Annotated in this window: 15 protein-coding genes; 7 read left to right on the top strand and 8 right to left on the bottom strand. The window is 71.5% G+C overall.

All coding sequences use genetic code 11. The features are described 5' to 3' along the window. Positions 1-114: 114 nt before the first annotated feature. Entirely contained in the window at positions 115-2,256 is a 2,142-nt protein-coding gene (locus tag ACWGQ1_RS07595; protein WP_452312702.1) for an alpha-galactosidase, read from the bottom strand. A gap of 118 nt (positions 2,257-2,374) precedes the next feature. Between ACWGQ1_RS07595 and ACWGQ1_RS07600 the strand changes: the two genes are divergently transcribed. From ACWGQ1_RS07600 to ACWGQ1_RS07625, 6 genes are read left to right on the top strand one after another with little or no spacing between them, the layout of a single operon-like run. Further along, positions 2,375-4,810: a glycoside hydrolase family 97 catalytic domain-containing protein gene (locus ACWGQ1_RS07600; protein ID WP_452312703.1), complete on the top strand. Its 2,436-nt coding sequence runs from the start codon at positions 2,375-2,377 to the stop codon at positions 4,808-4,810. A 44-nt stretch (positions 4,811-4,854) separates the two neighbouring features. Continuing rightward, positions 4,855-6,108, top strand: a complete 1,254-nt coding sequence (locus tag ACWGQ1_RS07605; protein ID WP_452312704.1) for an extracellular solute-binding protein — start codon at positions 4,855-4,857, stop codon at positions 6,106-6,108. Next, positions 6,105-7,043 carry an ABC transporter permease subunit gene (locus tag ACWGQ1_RS07610; protein ID WP_452312705.1) on the top strand — a complete coding sequence of 313 codons (939 nt, stop codon included), beginning with the start codon at positions 6,105-6,107 and terminating at the stop codon, positions 7,041-7,043. The genes ACWGQ1_RS07605 and ACWGQ1_RS07610 overlap by 4 nt, the downstream gene beginning before the upstream one ends. After that, on the top strand, positions 7,036-7,923 hold the full coding sequence (locus tag ACWGQ1_RS07615) for a carbohydrate ABC transporter permease (RefSeq protein ID WP_247982166.1): 888 nt from the start codon (positions 7,036-7,038) through the stop codon (positions 7,921-7,923). The genes ACWGQ1_RS07610 and ACWGQ1_RS07615 overlap by 8 nt, the downstream gene beginning before the upstream one ends. A gap of 3 nt (positions 7,924-7,926) precedes the next feature. Continuing rightward, positions 7,927-9,084, top strand: a complete 1,158-nt coding sequence (locus tag ACWGQ1_RS07620) for an ROK family protein (protein ID WP_247982165.1) — start codon at positions 7,927-7,929, stop codon at positions 9,082-9,084. A gap of 30 nt (positions 9,085-9,114) precedes the next feature. Beyond that, positions 9,115-9,642, top strand: coding sequence for a hypothetical protein (locus ACWGQ1_RS07625; protein ID WP_452312706.1), 528 nt, complete (start codon positions 9,115-9,117; stop codon positions 9,640-9,642). A 36-nt stretch (positions 9,643-9,678) separates the two neighbouring features. Here ACWGQ1_RS07625 and ACWGQ1_RS07630 read toward each other — a convergent pair whose 3' ends face one another. The 6 genes from ACWGQ1_RS07630 to ACWGQ1_RS07655 all read right to left on the bottom strand — a co-directional run bounded on the left by ACWGQ1_RS07630 (position 9,679) and on the right by ACWGQ1_RS07655 (position 16,353). Beyond that, positions 9,679-10,638: an ABC transporter permease subunit gene (locus ACWGQ1_RS07630; RefSeq protein ID WP_452312707.1), complete on the bottom strand. Its 960-nt coding sequence runs from the start codon at positions 10,636-10,638 to the stop codon at positions 9,679-9,681. Then, the gene (locus tag ACWGQ1_RS07635; RefSeq protein WP_205812595.1) at positions 10,635-11,600 is read right to left on the bottom strand and encodes a carbohydrate ABC transporter permease; all 966 of its coding nucleotides are present in this window, start codon (positions 11,598-11,600) and stop codon (positions 10,635-10,637) included. Before ACWGQ1_RS07635 ends, ACWGQ1_RS07630 begins: the two co-directional genes overlap by 4 nt. A 6-nt stretch (positions 11,601-11,606) precedes the next feature. Further along, positions 11,607-12,977 carry an ABC transporter substrate-binding protein gene (locus ACWGQ1_RS07640; RefSeq protein ID WP_447653209.1) on the bottom strand — a complete coding sequence of 457 codons (1,371 nt, stop codon included), beginning with the start codon at positions 12,975-12,977 and terminating at the stop codon, positions 11,607-11,609. Positions 12,978-13,016: 39 nt separating this feature from the next. After that, a complete protein-coding gene (locus ACWGQ1_RS07645) occupies positions 13,017-14,714 on the bottom strand; it encodes an alpha-amylase family glycosyl hydrolase (protein ID WP_452312708.1) in 1,698 nt (565 codons plus the stop codon). 140 nt (positions 14,715-14,854) lie between these two features. Continuing rightward, complete coding sequence (locus tag ACWGQ1_RS07650; RefSeq protein ID WP_452312709.1) at positions 14,855-15,859, bottom strand: substrate-binding domain-containing protein; 1,005 nt, start codon at positions 15,857-15,859, stop codon at positions 14,855-14,857. A gap of 68 nt (positions 15,860-15,927) precedes the next feature. After that, positions 15,928-16,353: a VOC family protein gene (locus ACWGQ1_RS07655; RefSeq protein ID WP_452312710.1), complete on the bottom strand. Its 426-nt coding sequence runs from the start codon at positions 16,351-16,353 to the stop codon at positions 15,928-15,930. Between the two features lie 105 nt (positions 16,354-16,458). Between ACWGQ1_RS07655 and ACWGQ1_RS07660 the strand changes: the two genes are divergently transcribed. Further along, a complete protein-coding gene (locus ACWGQ1_RS07660) occupies positions 16,459-17,775 on the top strand; it encodes an MFS transporter (RefSeq protein WP_452312711.1) in 1,317 nt (438 codons plus the stop codon). A gap of 611 nt (positions 17,776-18,386) precedes the next feature. Here ACWGQ1_RS07660 and ACWGQ1_RS07665 read toward each other — a convergent pair. Further along, a complete protein-coding gene (locus tag ACWGQ1_RS07665; protein ID WP_452312712.1) occupies positions 18,387-19,181 on the bottom strand; it encodes an alpha/beta hydrolase fold domain-containing protein in 795 nt (264 codons plus the stop codon). Positions 19,182-19,236: the final 55 nt, after the last annotated feature.

Genomic DNA, 19,236 nt, shown 5'->3' on the forward strand with positions numbered 1-19,236 from the left:
CTCCCCAAAAACAGCCCCAACATCGGGTGGGGGGGTGTTTTTGGGGGGTGGGGGGGGGGGGGGAGGAGACGGGGCCCCCCCGCCCACCCCCCCCCCCCCCCCCCTCTTCCGTGCTCAGTCCGCGGGGGTCGCGGTGAGGTGCAGCAGCATCGCCTGCCCGGGATTGAGCACCGGCAGCGGCAGGCCCTGCGCGAGCACGGCTCCCGTGAACGTCAGCTCGGGCGCGGCTTCCACCCACGCCGGGTCGGCGACCTGGTGACGGCTGGCCGCGCCCACCTCCTCCCGGATCCGCACGCGGTAGTGCTGTGCGGGATCGAGCCCGGGGATCGGCACGCGCGGACTGTGCGCTGTCGCGCTCGTCGCCGTCCGCACCCACGCGAACACCGCCTCGGTCTGCGCGGTGTCGACCACCCCGTGCAGCAGGGCGCCGTCGTCCACCTCATCGCCGCGCACGGTGGTGCCGCCGTGCAGCAGGCCGCGCAGCTCGCGGTACAGCGCCGTCCACGCGGCGACCTGCGCCTTCTCCTCCGCGGTGATGCGGGTGAGGTCCCACTCCAGCCCGGCGTGACCGAAGAGCGCCGTGATGGCCCGGAACGAGAAGTCCGCGTGACGGTGGGTCGTGTGCGACTCGGTCGGACCGACGTGCGCGCCGATCAGCTCGGGCGGGAGGAGCGTCTGCGTCCAGCGCTGGATCGCCTGCCGCTCGACCGGGTCGTTGCAGTCGGAGGCCCACACGCGGTCGGTCACGCGGAGGATGCCGAGGTCGGCCCGCGCCCCTCCGCTCGCGCACGACTCGATCTCCAGGTGCGGATGGCGACGGCGCAGCTCCTCGAACACCCGGTACACGCCGAGGGTGTGCGGGTGCACCCTCCGGTCGCCGCGTGCACCGGTGGCGGCGTGGAGGTCGCGGTTGTGGTCCCACTTGAGGAAGTCCGCCGTGGAGGAGTGCACGATCTCGTCGAGGCGTTCCACGAGGTACGCCACGACCTCGTCCTGCGAGAGGTCGAGGACGAACTGGTGCCGCGACTCGAGCCGCGGGTCCTCCCCGAGGATCCAGTCGGGGTGAGCGCGCGCGAGGTCGGAGTCGGGGTTGACCATCTCGGGCTCGACCCAGAGGCCGAACTGCATGCCGAGGCCGTGCGCCTGGTCGGCGAGGGGCCGCAGTCCCTCCGGCCACACGGTCTCGTCGACGTACCAGTCGCCCAGGCCCGCGGTGTCGCCGCGGCGACCGCGGAACCAGCCGTCGTCGAGCACGAACCGCTCCACGCCGACCTCGGCGGCGACGCGCGCGAGCTCGCGCAGGGTGTCGATGTCGTGGTCGAAGTACACGGCCTCCCACGTGTTGAGCAGCAGGGGGCGCGGCGACCGCGGGTGCGTGGGCCGGGCGCGGATCGCCTCGTGGAACCGCGCGGTCAGGCCGTCGAGCCCGCGGTCGCTCCACGCGAACACGGCCGTGGGGGAGGGGTACGACTCGCCGGGACCGAGCCCGACCTCGCCGTGGTCGAGGAGTTCGCCGGCGCCGAGCACGCTGCTGTGCACCCCGGCGCCCTCGGGGAGCCGCTCCACGAGCACCTCCTGGTTGCCGCTCCAGGCCAGATGGGCGGCCCACACCTCTCCGCTGCGGAACCGGAATCCGCGCGTGCCCGTCGCGGTGAGGAACGCGGAGTCGTGCCCCGGCCGCCCGCGTCGGGAGGAGCGCAGCCAGGTGCCGTCGCGCAGCTCGGACCGCTGCGGGTGGTGCTCGTGCGTCCAGCGGCCGGTGAAGTCGAGCAGCTCCTGCGCGCGCGCCGGAAGGGGCAGCAGCACGCGGGCCGCGGCGACGTCGATCCAGCGGTCGGAGGTGAGGTTGTCGATGCGGATGTCGGCGTGAAGAAGGCCCGCGGCATCGAGGCGGTAGGCGAAGGCCGCGTCGACCGAGGAGCTCTCGTCGCGGAGCGTGAAGACGACGCCGTCGGCATCGTGCTCGACGCGGTGGAGCTCGAAGCGCTCGATCACGACGTCGTCGTCGTCGTGCACGTCGAGCGCGGGGGTGCCCGACCAGCCGAACGCCCGGGAGGCGGCGATCGAGAACGAGCGAGGCAGGTCGAGAGAGCTGTTCATGGCCGCGGGAGCGGTGCTGGCGAGGAGGCCGTCGAGCTCCTCGTCGCGGAGGGCGGCCCCCCAGTGCGCGACGGACGGGAGCCCGAAAACGTCGAACGCGAAGACGATGCTCGTCCCGGAGCGCGAGAGGTGGGCGTACTCCGGCGTGACCGTCACCCCGTCCCGGACTTTCTGTTCATCGTGAAGTTTCATACTTGACGTCATGAATTAATCATGCGTATCCTCGACACAACCCGCAACCCGAACTTTTCCGAACGACAACGGAGTCCGTGCCTTGAGCCACGCCACCCCCGCCACCGCCGTCGAGATCTCCACCGGCCGACGCCGCGCCGTCCTCGCGATCGCCGACGGCCGTCCCGCCCTGGAGCTCCTGCTCGACGAGGCGCCGCTCGCCCGCATCGCCCTCGGGGTCGACGTGGACGGTGCCGACCTCGCCGCAGGGGCCGCGATCGTCGGCAGCGACGACCGCGAGGTGCGCGAGGAGTGGGACCCCGCGCTCGGCAAGGCCACCGGGCCGCGCGCCGCCGTGCACCGCGAGACCACCGTCACGCTGCGCAGCGGCACGCTGACCTGGGCCGTGGTCGTGCGGGTGAGCGACGACGGCTTCGCCTTCCGCTACGTGCTCCCCGCCACCGCGGCCTCGCTCGGCGCCGAGCACACCCGCATCGACGCGGGCGACCACGGCCGCGCCTGGGTGCTCGAGTACCAGACCTGGTACGAGACACCGCGGTTCGGCAGCGACCTGCGCGACCTCGCCCCCGGGTCGTACGGCTTCCCCGTGCTGGTGGAGTGCGACCCGCAGCGGTTCCTGCTGCTGAGCGAGTCCGACATCGACGGTCGCAGCTCCGGCGCGCACGTCGACTGGGACGGGACCGTGTTCCGCGTGACCCCGGCGGACGACCGCATCGAGGTCGAGCCAGGACACCGCACGCCGTGGCGCGTGATCGTCGCCGGCACGCTCGCCGAGGTCGTCGCCACCGAGCTGATCGACGCGCTCGCCCCCGCCGCGCAGCCCGATGCACCGCGGCCGCGGCCCGGGCGCGCCGCCTGGTCGTGGTGGTCGAGCCAGTACTCCGGCGCCTACCTCGACGTGCAGAAGCGCTTCACCGACTTCGCCGCGGAGCAGGGCTGGGAGCACGTGCTCGTGGACTGCGGGTGGGATGCCGCCTGGGTGCCCGAGCTGGTGTCGTACGCGAGCGCCCGCGGCATCCAGGTGCACCTGTGGAGTGCGTGGAGCGACCTCGACGGCGCGGAGGCCCTGCGCTCCCTCGCGCTGTGGCGGTCGTGGGGCGTCGCCGGCATCAAGGTCGACTTCATGGAGTCGGAGTCGCAGGAGCGCTACCGCTGGTACGACGCGATCATCGCCGAGAGCGCCCGCGTCGGACTCGTCGTCAACTTCCACGGATCGGTCATCCCGCGCGGCTGGGCCAGGACCCACCCGCACGTCGTCAGCTACGAGGGCATCCGCGGTGCCGAGTACTACGTGTTCTACGGGCACCCGCTCACCGCCGCGCACAACGTGATCCAGCCGTTCACGCGCAACGTGGTGGGCTCGATGGACTACACCCCCGTCACCTTCAGCGCCCCGGAGCGGGAGACCACCGACGCCCACGAGCTCGCGCTCGGCGTGGTGTACGAGAGCGGCATCACCCACTTCGCCGACGACCCCGACCAGTACCGCTCCCGTCCGCTCGCCGCCGCGTTCCTCGCCGAACTGCCCGCGACCTGGGACGAGGTGCGCCTGCTCGACGGTCACCCCGACACGCACGCGGTCGTGGCGCGGCGCAGCGGCGACCGCTGGTTCATCGGCGGGATCGGTGCGTACACCTCCGACGCGGTCGTCGAGCTCGACCCCGCAGCACTCGTCGGGGGCTCGGCCGCGGTGTGGGCGATCGGCGACGTCGACGGCGCCCTGACCGAACTCGCAGCCCCCGAGCCCGGAACCCGGATGCGCGTCCCGCTCGCGCCGCGCGGCGGTTTCGTCGCGGTCGTCGCCCCCGCCGCCGCTCCCGTGCGCCGGGCGGTCCAGCGGGCCGAGCTCCCCCGGCCGACCGTCGCCGAGAGCCTGATCGCGCTGCGCGGGACCGAGATCACCGTGGGCACCGACGCGGCCGCCGTGCGCACGCCCCCCGGGTGGACAGCCGACCGCGGCGCCGACGGCGAGTGGATCGTCGCGCCGCTGCACCGTCCTGACCAGGGCGACGTGGCCGTGCTCACCCTGGAGAACCCCGGCCACGACGGCGTCGCCGTCGTGTCGCACGTGCGGGTGCTCACCCCGTTCGACGGCGGCGTGCACGACGTGTCGCGGCTGCCGTTCGTGTCCGCGCGCAACGCCGTGGGACCGGTCGAGCGCGGGCGCGCCAACGGCGGCGGTGACCCCAGGGACGGCGGCCCGCTGCAGGTGCGCGGCGTGTCGTACCCCGACGGGCTCGGCGTCTCACAGGACTCCGAGATCACGATCGCCGTGGCCGGATCCGCCACGCGCTTCACGGGCTCCGTCGCCGTGGACGACGAGACCCCCGACACCGCGGCCGTCGCCGAGATCCTCGTCGACGGAGTGACCGCCGCCCGGCTCACGCCGAGCGCCACGACCGCACCGCTGCCGTTCGACATCGACGTCACCGGGGCGTCGCTGCTGACGCTGCGCACGTCGCCCGACTCGGCCGACGAGACGCACGTCGACTGGCTGACGCTGCGGCTGAGCGAATGACTCCTGGCATCGTGGCCAGGCTGACCAAGAGGAGGACCACTCACATGCGCAGATGGACTGCTGGCGGGGTAGCGGCGGTCGCCGCCCTCGCTCTGCTCACCGGATGTTCGAGCGCCGGGACGAGCGGTGACGACGCCGGGGGCGACGTCACCCTCACCTACGGGGTGTGGAGCCAGGACGAGACGATGCAGGCGCTCGTCGACGCCTTCGAGACGGAGAACCCGGGCATCACGGTCGACCTCCAGGTCAACCCGTGGACCGAGTACTGGACCAAGCTGCAGGTCGGAGCTCAGGGCGGCACCGCCCCCGACGCGTTCTGGATGCTGGGCGACCGGTTCCAGGTGTACGCCGCGAACGACCAGCTCCTGCCGCTGGGCGATGCGATCGAGGACGCGGGGGTCGACCTCGGCGTCTACCCCGAGGCCCTGGTCGACCTGTTCACCTACGATGACGAGCTGTACGGCCTGCCGAAGGACTTCGACACCGTCGGCCTCTGGTACAACAAGACGCTGTTCGACGCCGCCGGGGTCGCCTACCCGACCGACCAGTGGACCTGGGACGACGTCTCCGCCGCCGCGGCGCAGCTCACCGACCCGGCCGCTGGCGTGTACGGCATCGCCGCGCCGCTCAACCGGCAGGAGGGCTTCTACAACACGGTCGCGCAGGCCGGCGGTCACATCATCGACGACGGGAAGTCCGGCTACGACGACCCGAAGACGCAGGAGGGCCTGCGCTTCTGGACCGACCTGCAGAAGGCAGGGGTCTCGCCCACGCTCGAGCAGTTCGCCGACACCGAGGCCGTCGCCCAGTTCGAGAACGGCTCCGTCGCGATGTACTACGGCGGCTCGTTCTACGCGCAGCGGTTCTACGAGAACGCCGACCTGCGCGCCGCGGTCGACGTGACCGTGCTGCCGCAGGGAGCCGAGCGGGCGACCGTGATCAACGGCATCCAGAACGTCGGCTTCGCCGGCACGAAGCACCCCGAGGAGCTGAAGAAGTTCCTGCTCTTCCTCGGCGGCAAGGAGGCAGCGGAGATCCAGGCCGCGACCGGCGCGGTCATCCCCGCGTACGAGGGGACGCAGCAGGCCTGGGTCGACTCGATGCCGGAGCTCAACGTCCAGGCGTTCATCGAGCAGGTTCCCGACGGCGTCGTCTACCCGGTCTCGGCCGACACCGCGGCGTGGAACGCGCTCGAAGATGATTACCTCCCCGCCGCCTGGAACGGCACCGAACCGGTGGAGGACGTGGCCGACCGGCTCGCGACCGCCATGAACGACGTGCTCGCGAAGGAACGATGACCTCTCACACGACAGGGCGGAGCGCCGCGGGGCGCTCCGCCCGCACGACCATCGCCGGCCGGCGCGCGCGCGTCTCCGGGCTGCCCGGGCTCGCGTTCATCGCACCGGCGCTCGTCGGTCTGCTCGCGCTGTACATCCTCCCGCTGCTGACCACGGTGTACCTCAGCTTCACCGAGACGAAGCCGTTCGGCGGCGAGACTTTCACGGGCATCGACAACTACGCGGCCCTGGTCGCCGACCCGCAGTTCTGGAACGCGCTGCGCAACAGTGCGATCTACACCGCGATCGTGCTGCTCGGCATCCCGATCAGCATCGTGATCGCCACGCTCATCCACGCCGTCCGCCGCGGCAAGAACGTCTACCGGGTGCTCTTCTTCCTCCCCATCGTCACGCTCCCGGTCGCGGTCGGCATGGTCTGGCGCTACATCTTCAACGGCGAGTTCGGCCTGCTCAACCAGGCGCTCGGGGTGGTCGGCATCGACGGGCCGAGCTGGGTCGCCGACCCGAGCGTCGCGATCTTCGCGGTCTCGATCGTCGGCATCTGGATGAGCCTGGGCACGAGCATCATCATCCTCGGGGCCGGACTCCAGGGCGTGCCGCCCGAGCTGCTGGAGGCATCGGCGCTCGACGGCGCAGGACCGGTCCGACAGTTCTTCGCGGTGACGCTGCCGCTGCTGTCGCCCAGCATCTTCTTCGTCTCGGTGCTCTCGGTCATCTCGTCGCTGCAGATGTTCGACCTCATCTACGTGATGCTGATCCGCGGGTCGCAGGCCGAGACCGCCTCGCAGACCATCGTCTACTACTTCTTCCAGCAGACCTTCGTGCGCTTCGACCGCGGCTACGGCTCGGCGATCGCGATCGTGCTGCTGCTGCTCATCATGCTGGTCACGGCCGTGCAGTTCCGGCTGCAGCGGAAGGCGGTGTTCTATGGCTGACACGGCCACGCTCGTCCTCGCCGACCCCGAGGTGCAGCGCCCGCCCGCGCCCCGGGTGCGCGCTCGCCGCCGGTCGCAGTGGCCGCTGCACCTGATCCTGGGGGTGTGCGCGGCCGTGATGGTGTTCCCGTTCGCGTGGCAGATCCTCACCGCGTTCAAGACCGTGTCGGAGTCGCGCGCCGTTCCGCCCGTGTTCCTCCCCGACGAGCTCGACTTCGGCGCCTTCGAGCGCTTCTTCGCCACCGTCCCGTTCGGGAGCATGCTCGGGGTGTCGGCCCTCGCCCTGATCCTCCGGGTCGCGGGACAGCTGGTGGTGTGCACGCTCGCGGCCTACGGCTTCGCACGGTTCCGCTTCCCCGGCCGCGACGTGCTGTTCGTGCTGTTCCTGGTGATGCTCATGGCGCCCAGCCAGCTGTTCCTCATCGCCCAGTTCGACCTGATGAAGACGCTGGGCCTGCTCAACACGGTGCCCGCGATCGCGATCCCCGGCGTGTTCTCGGCGTTCGGCACGTTCCTGCTGCGGCAGGCGTTCCTCGCCCTCCCCGCCGACTACGAGGAGGCCGCGCGCCTGGACGGCGCCAACGCCCTCCAGATCTTCTGGCGCATCATGCTGCCGATGGTCGGGCCGACGGTCGCGGCCCTCGCGGTGCTCACGTCGCTGTACTCGTGGAACGACCTGCTCTGGCCCCTGATCGTCACGTCGTCACCGGACACGATGACCCTGCCTGTCGGTCTGGCGAACCTTCAGGGGCAGTATGGAACCGACTACCCCACACTCATGGCGGGGTCGTTGGTGGCGTCGCTCCCGCTCGTCGTGATATTCATCGCACTGCAACGGCAGTTCTTCGCCGGAATCGCCTCGAGCGGACTGAAAGGCTGAAACGTGAATCGCATACCGGTCTCCTCGCCCGCCTCCGTCACGGTGTTCCGGCGCATCCTCACCCACGGGCCGATCGGCCGCGTCGACATCTCGCGCGCCACCGGCCTCTCCCAGGCCGCGGTGACGAAGGCCGTCACGCCGCTCATCACCGCCGGTTTCGTGGTGGAAGACGACGAGCTGCGCTCCACCCCGGTGGTCGGCCGCCCGATCAGCCCGCTCGCCGTGGCGCGCGACCGTGCGCACATCATCGGGATCAAGATCACCGCCGAGCGCACCTACGGCGTGCTGACCGATCTCGCGGCGAACGTGCTCGCGCGCACCGAGGAGCACAACGCGAGCACCGCGGTCGACGATGTGATCGCCGCGGCGACGAGCGTCGTCGACCGGCTCCGCGATTCCTCGCCCACCCCGATCGACGGACTGGGCGTCGCGGTGTCCGGCGATGTCGACCGCGAGGGCGGCATGGTGCGCGACTCCCCGCTGCTCGGGTGGAAGGGGGTCGCGCTCGCCGAGGCGCTGGAGACGGCCACCGGCATCCCGGCCCTGCTCGAGAACGACGTGCGGGCGCTCACGGTCACCGAACTGCTGTTCGGGTCGGCGCGCGACGCCAGCTCGTTCGCGGTCATCACGATCGGCACGGGCATCGGTTGCGGCATCTACCTGCACGGCAAGGTGGTGGAGGGCGCGCACGGGGTCGCCGGCGAGATCGGTCACCTGCCGCTCGGTCCGCGCGACGCGGTGTGCAGCTGCGGCCGCCGCGGCTGCGTGGAGGCGGTCGCGTCGACCCCGGCCGTGCTCGAGCTCGTGCGTGCGGGGCACGACGACCCGTCCATCACGACGGAGGACGCGTTCGCCCTCGCGCACGACGGAGACCCGGTGGCGCGCCGCGCGTTCGAGCAGGCGGGGGAGGTGATCGGCTCCGCCCTGGCCGCGCTCGTCAACCTGGTCGGACCGGAGACCGTGGTGATCGCCGGGGAGAACGTGACGGAGTACGACCTGTACGCCAACGCCCTCCGCACCGCCTTCTCGGAGCACGCCTTCGGCGCCGCGAGCGAGTGCGACATCCAGTTGCGCCCGCACCGGTTCGACGACTGGGCGAGGGGAGCCGCCGCGTGCGTGATCGAGGTGATCGCCGGAGGTCTGGCCACCCAGGCCGCCTGAACGCCGTCCCGTGTTGGTAGCATCCCGCACATGAGCTCGCCGGAACCCGCCCCCTCTCGGCCGCCGCGCGACGAGGCCGTCGAACGGGCCGCGCTCAAGGAACGCGTGTACGCCACGTTCACCGGTCTCGCCATCGTGCTCGTACAGAACGCGAACGCGGAGCACCCCAGCGCCGTGCGGGCCACGGTCACCCTGCTGGTCGGCATCGTGGCGATCGCGCTCGCCGGGTTCGCGGCCGACCTGATCGCGCACCTCGCGACCCACGGTGCGTTCCCGCGCGGGGCCGAGCTGACGGAGCTGCTCCGGCTCACCGGCACCGCCATCGGCTCTGCCGCGATCCCGCTGCTCGTCCTGCTGGCGGCGGTGCTCGACTGGATCGAGCTGCAGACCGCGCTCACCATCGCGTCGGTGGTGTACCTGGCGATCCTGGGAGTCATCGGCTACGTCGCGGTCCGCCGCACGGGCCTGAGCGGGTGGAAGCAGCTGATCGCGATGGGGATCCTCGTGGGGCTCGGCGCCCTCGTCGTCGTCGTGCAGCAGCTCGCACACGGGCACTGAGCGACGGTCGCGGCGCCGGCGCCGTCGGGGGCGCGGTCAGCCCTTGACCGCGCCGCCCAGTCCCGCCGAGCGCAGGAACACCGACTGGAACAGCAGGAACATCGCGATCGGGATGAGCGTCGCGATCGCGAGGGCCGCGAGGAACACGTCGAGCTCGGTCTGCGACTGCACCGCCGGGAGCCGCACCGACAGCGGCTGCACCGCGGGGTCGGGCAGCACCAGCATCGGCCACAGGTAGTCCTTCCACGCCGCGATGATCGCGAACACTGACACCACGCCGAGGATGGGCTTCGACATCGGCAGCACGATCGACCAGAACAGCCGGAACGGCCCGGCGCCGTCGGTGCGTGCCGCCTCGAACACCTCGCGCGGCAGCGAGTCGAAGAAGCGCTTCACCAGCAGGATGTTGAACGCGTTCGCCCCCATCGGCAGCCACACCGCGAGGTAGTTGTTGAGCAGGTTCACGTCGCCGGGCAGCGGCGGGTTCACGATCGTCAGGTACAGCGGCACCAGCAGCACGATCCCGGGGATGAACAGCGTCGCCAGCACGAGCGCGTTCAGGATCGGCGCGTAGCGGGGTCGCAGCACTGACAGTGCGTACCCGGCCGTGGTCGCGACGAACAGCTGCACGAACCACGCGCCGAGCGCGATCACCACCGTGTTCAGGAAGTACTGGTCGATGTGGATGTCGTTCCACGCGGTCTCCAGGTTCGCCCAGTCGATGCCGTTCGGCCACAGCGCGAACGGCTGCTGAAGGGTGTCCTGGGTGGGGGTCACGGCGGACTTCGCGAGCCACAGGATCGGCCCGAGACCGGCCACCGCGAGACCCACCGCGAGGAACACGTGCGTGAGGGTGAGGCCGACGCGGATGCCGGGGCGCCGACGCTCGGAGGCGGAGATCACGGTGCGGTCGCCCACGGCGTCGGCGGCTCGGGCGGCCGCTCGTTCCGCGGCGCGGGAGGACAGGCGGGTGGTGAGGCGGGCGGTGAGGCTCACGTCGTGCTCCAGCGGTCGGTCAGTCGGAAGTAGAGCCAGGACAGGACGGCCAGCACGATCGCCAGCAGCACCGAGACCGCCGTGGCCTCGCCGTAGTCGCCGCCCAGGCTGTTCCGGAACGCCTTGTCGTAGATGTAGAGGAGCACGGTCTTGGTCGCGCCGGCCGGCCCGCCGCCCGTGAACAGGAACGGCTCGAGGAACACCTGCGCGGTGGCGATCACCTGCAGGATCAGCATGATGAAGAGGATGCCGCGCAGCTGCGGCAGCGTGACGTGCCACACCTTCTTCGCGATGCCGGCGCCGTCGACCTCCGCCGCGTCGTACAGCTCAGGCGGCACGCCGAGCAGCGCGGCCAGGTAGATGATGATCGATCCGCCGGCCCCGGCCCAGGTGGCCTCCAGCACGAGCGACGGCATCGCCTGCACCGCGTCCTGGATCCACGGCTGCGGCGGGATGCCCACCCACCCGAGCACGGTGTTGAACACGCCGGACGGGTCGGCGCTGTAGAAGAACTTCCACAGCAGCACCGCGACGACGGGCGGGATCACGACGGGGAGGTAGGCGAGGGCGGAGTAGATGCCCTTGCCGCGCCGCACCTCGCTCATCAGCACGGCCATCAGCAGCGGCAGCGGGAAGCCGAACAGCAGCGCGAGCACCGCGAACCACAGCGTGTTGAGCACAGCGCGGCCGAGCTCCGGGTCGCCGATCACCGCGAGGTAGTTGTCGAACCCGACCCACTCGGAGACGATCAGGTTCGTCTTCTGCAGGCTCATGATCACGGACTGCACGATCGGCGACCACGAGAAGAACACGAACACGAACAGCATCGGCAGCACGAACACGAGGTTCGCGAGCCCGCCGCCGCGCAGCCACGTGAGCGGCGAGCGGCGACGGGTCGGGCGCACAGCGGGCGGCGGAGGGGTGTCCGCCGCCGCCCGCTGCTCGGGGAGCGTCATCGTCATGGAGCGTTACTCGTCGAGCTTCGCCTGGGCGTCGGTCTGCGCCTGGGCGAGCAGGGCGTCGATGTCGGCGTCCTGCTGGGTGAGCACGGTCTGCACCACCGCGTCGAGCAGCGCGTAGACCTCCTGGGTCTTCACCTTCGGCTCGCCTACGGGCGTCTGGTCCCAGATGCGGTCGCTGAACGGCTTCATCTGGTCGACCGGAACGTTGATGTAGTCCGCGATCCACACCTGCGACTCGTCGTACAGCTCACGGCTGAGCACCGGCAGCAGCGGGGTACCAACGGCCTGCCCCGACTCGTCGAGGGTCTTCGCGTCCTGCACGGCCGCGTCCTCGTCCATCAGCTTCTGCATGTAGTACCAGTCGATCCAGGTGACAGCGGCGTCCTTGGTGGCGTCGTCGACCGTGGGGCTGATCACCGCGATGTCGCCGCCGCCGAGCGTGCCGGGGTCGTCGCCCTCCATCGGCACGACCGTCATGCCGTAGATCTCCGAGTCCATGCCGAAGTCGCGCACGAGGGCGGTGTAGATGTCGGAGCCCGAGGTGTACATGCCGATGTTGCCCGCGGCGAACTCCTGGTTGATGGTGCCCCAGTCGAGGTCGACCTTGGAGCCGAACGACCCGTCCTCCCACTTCACGTCGTGGAGGAACTGGAGGGCGGCCTTGGTGGCGTCGTTGTCGATCGTGGACTCGGCGGTGCCGTCGCCGTTGTCGGTCTGCGTGCGGCCGCCGCGCGCGACGGTCTGCGAGGTGAGCTGCCAGCCGCCGGTGTTGTTGATCGCCATCTGCGCGTAGCCGGCCTTACCGGTGGCGTCGGTGATGGCCTTGGCGGCCTCGCGGATCTCGTCCCACGTCTGCGGCGGGTCGTCGGGGTCGAGTCCGGCCTGCTCGAACAGGTCGCGGTTGTAGTGCAGCGCGGCGGCGTAGGCCTGGCGGGGGAAGCCGTAGATCTTGCCGTCGTCGCCCGTGACGCCCTCGAGGATGATCGGGTTGAACTTGTCGGTGTACCCGAGCTCGTCGATCGCGTCGGTCACGTCCATGAGCTGGCCGTTCTCCAGCAGCGTCTTGGAGTCGGTGAACGGCACGGTGAACACATCGGGGAGGCTGCCGCCCGCGAGCTGCACGGCGAACGTCGGACCCTCCCACTCGTACTCGACACCGATGATGTCGATGTCGGGGTGCTCCTTCTCGAACTGCTTCTCCTGGGCGGCGAACGCGTCGTACGCGGCGGCGTCGGCGCCGGGCGGGAACGTCGCGACGCGCAGCTCGAGCCTGCCGTCGGAGCCGGAACCGGCGTCGTTCGCGGAGCATCCGGCCAGTGCGCCCGCCGTGGCGAGCACGGCGATCCCGGCGACCAGGGCCTTCTTCGGTGACTTCATCGTCTGTCCTTCCATGTGATGCGGATCGGGTGGTGCGGGTCAGTGGGGCGCGCGACCGGTGCGCGCCGGGCGCAGCGTGAGCCACGCGGTGGCGTCGGCCGGGAGGGTGCCGTCGAGCGGCGTGCTGGACAGCAGCACCGCGTGGTGGGCGGGGAGCGGGATCGGCGTCGCACCGAGGTTGGTGATGCTGACGGTGTCGTCGCCGCGGCGGAACGCGAGCACGTCGGACCCGAGCTCGAGCCACGACAGCTCGCCGTTCGCCAGGTCGCGCACCTCGCGGCGCAGCCGGATGGCCGCGCGGTAGAGGTGCAGGGTGGAGGCGGGCTCGAGCTCCTGCGCGTCGACCGTGAGCCCGGCCCAGTCGGCGGGCTGCGGCAGCCACGGGGCACCGCCGAACCCGTACGGGCTCGCGTCGCCCGCCCACGGCAGCGGCACCCGGCACCCGTCGCGGCCGGGGTCGACGCCGTGCGACCGGAAGTGCATCGGGTCTTCGATCGCGTCGAGCGGCAGCTCCACCTCGGGCAGCCCCAGCTCGTCGCCCTGGTACACGTACAGGCTGCCGGGCAGCGCCGCCACGAGGAGGGCTGCGGCGCGCGCTCGCCGCAGCCCGCGCGCGGTGTCGGTCGCGGTGCCGAAGCGCTTGCGCTCGAACGCGAACGACGAGTCGGCCTGCCCGTAGCGGGTGACGGGGCGCGTGACGTCGTGGTTCGACAGCACCCAGGTGGCGGGGGCGCCGACCGGTGCGTGCTCGGCGAGGGTGCGGGTGATGGAGGCGCGCATGGCCGCGGCGTCCCACGGCTGGGTCATGAACCCGAAGTTGAACGCCGTGTGCATCTCGCCGGGTCGCAGGTACCGCGCGAAGCGCTCGGCGTCGTCGAGCCACACCTCGCCGACGAGCACGCGCTCTCCGGCGTAGTCGTCGGCCACGGCCCGCCACTCGCGGTAGATGTCGTGCAGCTCGTCGCGGTCGATGTGCGGGTGGTTTTCCGCGGGGGCGGAGCCTGCGGGCAGGTCGGGCAGCGCGGGGTCCTTCGCCGGCAGGGCGGCGGAGTCGATGCGCACACCGGCGACGCCGCGGTCGAACCAGAAGCGCAGCACCTCCTCGTGCTCGCGGCGCACGTCGGGGTGGTTCCAGTTGAGGTCGGGCTGCTGCGGCGTGAACAGGTGCAGGTACCACTCGCCCGGTGTGCCGTCGGCGTTGCGGGTGCGCGTCCAGGTCTCGCCCTGGAAGCTCGACACCCAGTTGGTGGGGATGCCGGAACCGTCGGCGCCGCGGCCGGGGTGGAACCAGAACCGTTCCCGCTCCGGGCTGCCGGGGCCGGCGGCCAGTGCCTGCCGGAACCACTCGTGGCGGTCGGAGATGTGGTTGGGCACGATGTCGACGATGGTGCGGATGCCGAGCTCGAGTGCCTCGGCGATCAGCAGCTCGGCCTCCTCCAGGGTGCCGAAGCGCGGGTCGATGGCGCGGTAGTCCTGCACGTCGTAGCCGCCGTCGGCGAGGGGGCTGCGGTACCAGGGGGTGAACCAGAGGGCGTCAACGCCGAGGCTCTTCAGATACCCGAGGCGGGAGCGGACGCCGGCGAGGTCGCCGATGCCGTCGCCGTTCCCGTCGGCGAAGCTGCGCACGTAGATCTGGTAGATCACCGCGGTGCGCCACCAGCCCTCGTCCGTCGGGGGGACGGGCCGGGAAGCGGGGGCGGTGCTGCGCAGAACGTCGGTGTCCACAGGTCTCCTCATCGGCGGTGATGAGTTGAATGTAGCTTTCCGAAGAGATTAACGCAAGAACCGGACAAAAGAATGAAAAATAGAAAGGACTCAAGCACGTGCGAAAGCCCCCGGGGGAGCCCGCGGGGGAGGAGCGGCGCAACGCCGCCGATTCAGTGCAGCGGACCGGTGGAGGCGCGCAGCACGAGCTCGGGCTCGAACAGCAGCTCGTCGGCGGCCTGCGGCGTGCCCGCGATCTGCGCGAGGAGCAGCTCGATCACGGCCCGGCCCATCGACTCGATCGGCTGGCGCACGGTGGTCAGCGGCGGCTCGGTGCAGCTCATCAGCGCCGAGTCGTCGAAGCCGACCACGCTCACGTCGCCCGGCACGGACAGCCCGGCTCGGCGGGCGGCGCGCACGGCCCCGAGCGCCATCGGGTCGCTCGCGCACACCAGGGCCGTGGCTCCGGCGGCGAACAGTCGCGCGGCCCCCGCCTGGCCCGACTCGAGCGAGTAGAGGCCGCGCGCCACGAGCTCGTCGCTGAGCGGAGAGCCGAGCTGGTCGAGCAGTCGGCGGGCGGCGTCGAGCTTGCGGCGCGAGGGGATGTGGTCGTCCGGCCCGAGCAGCAGACCGATGCGCCGGTGCCCGAGCTGATGCACGTGGAGCACGGCCTGCTCCGCGGCCGCGACGTCATCGGTGGAGACGGTGGGGAACGGCAGCTCCGGCACGCGCGCGTTCACGAGCACGGTCGGCAGGTTCACCGCCCGCAGCCGCTCGTAGTGCTGGTGGGCGGCGTCGGCCTGGGTGTAGTTGCCGCCGAGGAACACCACGCCCGACACCTGCTGGGCGAGCAGCAGATCCACGTAGTCGGACTCGGTGACCCCGCCGGCGTTCTGCGTGCAGAGCAGGGGCGTGTAGCCGTTCTGGGTGAGCGCACCGCCGACGATCTCGGCGAACGCGGGGAAGATCGGGTTCTGCAGCTCCGGCAGCACGAGACCGACCAGGCGTGCCCGCTCGCCGCGCAGCTTCGTGGGCCGCTCGTAGCCCAGCACGTCCAGCGCCGTGAGCACGGCCTGGCGGGTGGCCTCCGAGACGCCGGGCTTGTCGTTGAGCACGCGGCTGACCGTCGCCTCGCTCACGCCGACCTTGCGGGCCACCTCTGCCAGACGCTTCGACATGCGCTCAGTGTACGCAAGTCCTTGCAAGATCGCGCAAGCGGGTTGCGCTCACCCGCCGGGGCTCGAACTCACTCCGACGTTGCGCCCGCGGACGTTCCGCTCTCGCTGCCGTTGGACGGATCCCCCGCGAACGCGATCGCGCCCAGGAAGTTGTCGCTGGGGTCGGAGAACTTCAGGAACCGCGCGAAGCCCAGGTCCTCGATGCTGGCGATCCGCGTGTCGGACGCCCGCAGCCGCGCGGCGAGGTCGTCGAAGCGCTCCGTCTCGAGGAAGAGGGCCGGCTTCGTGTCGCCGTCCACGGTGACCCGCATCGGCGTGTACTCCGCCGCCTCCCAGAGCATGAGGTCGAGGCCGGGGTCCAGGCGCAGCATGGCGTAGGTCCCGTAGTGCGTGAGCACGCGGAAACCGAGCACGTCCGAGTACCAGCCGATGGCCTCGTCCAGGTTCTTCGCGGGCAGCTGGACATGGTCGAGGGCGGTGACGACGGGGGTCATGGGTGTCCTTCCGGGTGGGACTCCCAACCTATCCGCGGCCGCCGTGGGGAATGCCGCGTCCGATACCCGCCAGAACTCCGGGCGGCGGGCTGCTGGGCTGCGGGGATGCACCCGCGAGCCCCCCGCCCTCCGCTGCCTCCGGCGTTCACGCGACTGTCCTGGTCGAGCGTCCTCACGCAGTTCGCCGAGCAGATCGCCCTGGTGGCCGTCCCGCTCACTGCCGTGCTGCTGCTGGGCGCCGACGCCGCGGGCACGGCGCTGCTCCAGGTCGCGCAGACCCTCCCGTTCCTGCTGCTCGCCATCCCGTTCGGGCTCCTCGTCGACCGTACGTCTCCGCGCCGGCTCCTCCTGCTGTCCGAGGCGCTGCGCGCGAGCACGCTCGTGGCGGTGATCGTCCTCCTCGCCCTCGACGCCCTGCGCTTCGAGTCGTTGCTGGCCCTCGGTTTCGCGGGAGCCGTGGGCACCATGGGCATCAGTGTCGCGGTGCCCGCCGCCGTTCCGCGCACCGTCTCGCGCGATCGCCTGGTCGACGCGAACCGGTGGCTGGAGCTCGGGCGCAGTGCGGCGTTCATCGGGGGGCCGGCCGTCGCCGGTGCGATCGTGTCGCTGGGCGGCGCCGACACCGCGTTCGTCGTGGCGACCGTCGCCTGCCTGGCCGCGCTGGCCGTGCTCGCGCGCACCGACATCCCCGCCCGCGTGGCCGCACCCCGCACGACACCCTGGCGCGACATCGGCGAGGGACTGCGCTTCGCGTTCTCGCATGCGCTGCTGCGGCCGATGATCGTGACCTCCTTCGTGTTCAACGTGGGGTGGTTTCTGCTGCAGTCGGTGTTCGTGGTCTACGCGCTCGACCGCCTCGGCATGACCCCCGCGACGGTCGGCGCCGCGATGGCCGTGTACGGCGGCGGCATGGTGATCGGCGCACTGCTCGCCCCGGTGCTGTCGCGACGGTTCGCGCTCGGCGCTCTGACGATGCTGGGGCCGCTCGGCGGGTTCGCCGCCGCGCTCCTGATGGCTGCGACGCTGTGGGTGCCGGCGCCGGCGTTCGCGTTCGCGGCGTATCTGCTGTTCGGGCTCGGGCCGGTGCTGTGGACCATCGGCACGACGTCGCTGCGTCAGGCGGTGACCCCGGTGTCGATGATCGGCCGGGTGTCGTCGGTGCTGGTCGTCGCCACGTACGGGGCCCGCCCGGTCGGCGCGGCGCTCGGGGCCGTGGTCGCCGCCGGGGTGGGAGTCGAGGCGTGCATCGTGCTGTGCGCCGGGGTGTTCGCCGCGCAGCTCGGCTACGTCCTGCTCTCGGCGCTGCGCCGGGTGCGGGAGATCCCTGCCGACGCCGCGGACGCTGCGGTCGAGGCGACACCGCCGGACGAGTCCGCGGGCGGACGGACGGCACCCTCCGCCCGGGGGTCCGCGTCCGAGTAGTTCCGCGTCAGACCCGACCCGATGGCGTGCGCAGCGCCCTGGCCTCGGCCCGCGTGATGCGCGCCTGGACCACGGAGGTGACGCCCAGCGCGGCGCTCACCACCACCAGCCCCGCGACCACGAGGAACAGCACGTTCGCGTCGATCGTGTCGGACTGCCAGCGCGACAGATCGGCCGGGAGGGGGGGCGGGGTCGCCGAGGATCGACGTGATCGCCGGATCGAGCACGAGCGTCGCGACCGCGGCGATCGCCGTGACGATCGCGGCGATCCCGAGTCCGTTCAGCGGGAGGTAGCGGATGACCAGCGCCGCGATCCAGACCGGGATCAGCGCGATCGCGGCGATCGGGACGGCGACGGTCGCCCAGCGGTCGGCCCGGCCGAGCGCCGCGAGCAGGATGAGCAGGAACAGGAGGATCGCGACGGTGCCCACGACCAGCGTGAGCAGCACGTTCAGCTGCCGGACCGCCGCCGGAACGCGGCGGTGCTCGGCGACGAAGTCACCGAAGTCCTGCTTGGCGCTGTGTGTCATGACGCCGAGTCAAGCGCGCGGGTGGCGTGCGGTTCAACATCCCGGGGAAGTGCGGACTCGACCGTTCGGCCAGTCCCGGAATCACGCGGGTGTGCGCCCGCCCGTCGCTCCATCGGACGACAGCCGCGGCTCGCCGATGCCGGAGGCGGTGAGGGCACCGAGGGTCTCGTCGAGCCACGCGATGCTCTCGGGAACCCAGCTCCGGGCGCGCGGCGAGAGGGGGCGCGGGTTCAGGTGCGCCGCCCCGGTCGAGAAACCGTGGGCACCGTACGAGTAGACGTGGGCCTCGAAGGGCACTCCGGCTCCGGCCAGCGCGGAGGCGAAGGTGAGCGTGTTCTCCACGACCGTCACGTCGTCGTCGCGCGTGTGGAAGAGGAAGGTGGGGGCGGTGTCGGCCGTGACGTGCTCCGCCGGGTAGGGCATGCCCGGTCGGCAGCGGTCGGCGATCTCCGGCAGGATCACCGGGTAGCCGAGGATCGCGGCGGCGGGCCGGTGCTCGGCCATGGTCGCCGCGACCGCCGCGAGGTGCCCGCCGGCGGAGAACCCGATGACGGCGATCTTCGTCGGGTCGAGGTGCCACGCCTCGGCGTTCGCCGTGAGCTGTGCCATCGCCTGCTCGTAGTCGTCGAGCGGGCGCGGCCAGGCTCCCTGATCGCCGACCGAATAGCGCAGCACGAACGCCTGATACCCCGCCGCGAGGAACGGGTAGGCGACGGGATCCGCCTCCCGGTCGCTGCAGTACTGGTAGCCGCCGCCGGGGAGGATCAGCACGGCCGGGCGGGCCGTGACCCCGGCGAACTCGCCGTCGACGGGCTGCACGTAGCAGGTGAGCGTGACGCCGCGCTCGGCGTTCAGGGTGACGGTCTCGCCGAGCATCGGGGCGGCCTTTCGGGGTGGGGGCGGGGTGGTCGTCAGGCTACCAAGCGCGGGA

The organism is Microbacterium sp. NPDC055599, assembly GCF_053618975.1.

What these genes read in the sequence shown, in the direction of transcription:
- ACWGQ1_RS07625 (WP_452312706.1), top strand. Translation starts at nt 9,115, where the DNA reads ATGAGCTCGCCGGAACCCGCCCCCTCTCGGCCGCCGCGCGACGAGGCC.
- ACWGQ1_RS07660 (WP_452312711.1), top strand. Translation starts at nt 16,459, where the DNA reads ATGCACCCGCGAGCCCCCCGCCCTCCGCTGCCTCCGGCGTTCACGCGA.
- ACWGQ1_RS07650 (WP_452312709.1), bottom strand. Translation starts at nt 15,859, where the DNA reads ATGTCGAAGCGTCTGGCAGAGGTGGCCCGCAAGGTCGGCGTGAGCGAG.
- ACWGQ1_RS07665 (WP_452312712.1), bottom strand. Translation starts at nt 19,181, where the DNA reads ATGCTCGGCGAGACCGTCACCCTGAACGCCGAGCGCGGCGTCACGCTC.
- ACWGQ1_RS07640 (WP_447653209.1), bottom strand. Translation starts at nt 12,977, where the DNA reads ATGAAGTCACCGAAGAAGGCCCTGGTCGCCGGGATCGCCGTGCTCGCC.
- ACWGQ1_RS07655 (WP_452312710.1), bottom strand. Translation starts at nt 16,353, where the DNA reads ATGACCCCCGTCGTCACCGCCCTCGACCATGTCCAGCTGCCCGCGAAG.
- ACWGQ1_RS07635 (WP_205812595.1), bottom strand. Translation starts at nt 11,600, where the DNA reads ATGACGATGACGCTCCCCGAGCAGCGGGCGGCGGCGGACACCCCTCCG.
- ACWGQ1_RS07615 (WP_247982166.1), top strand. Translation starts at nt 7,036, where the DNA reads ATGGCTGACACGGCCACGCTCGTCCTCGCCGACCCCGAGGTGCAGCGC.
- ACWGQ1_RS07645 (WP_452312708.1), bottom strand. Translation starts at nt 14,714, where the DNA reads ATGAGGAGACCTGTGGACACCGACGTTCTGCGCAGCACCGCCCCCGCT.
- ACWGQ1_RS07610 (WP_452312705.1), top strand. Translation starts at nt 6,105, where the DNA reads ATGACCTCTCACACGACAGGGCGGAGCGCCGCGGGGCGCTCCGCCCGC.
- ACWGQ1_RS07605 (WP_452312704.1), top strand. Translation starts at nt 4,855, where the DNA reads ATGCGCAGATGGACTGCTGGCGGGGTAGCGGCGGTCGCCGCCCTCGCT.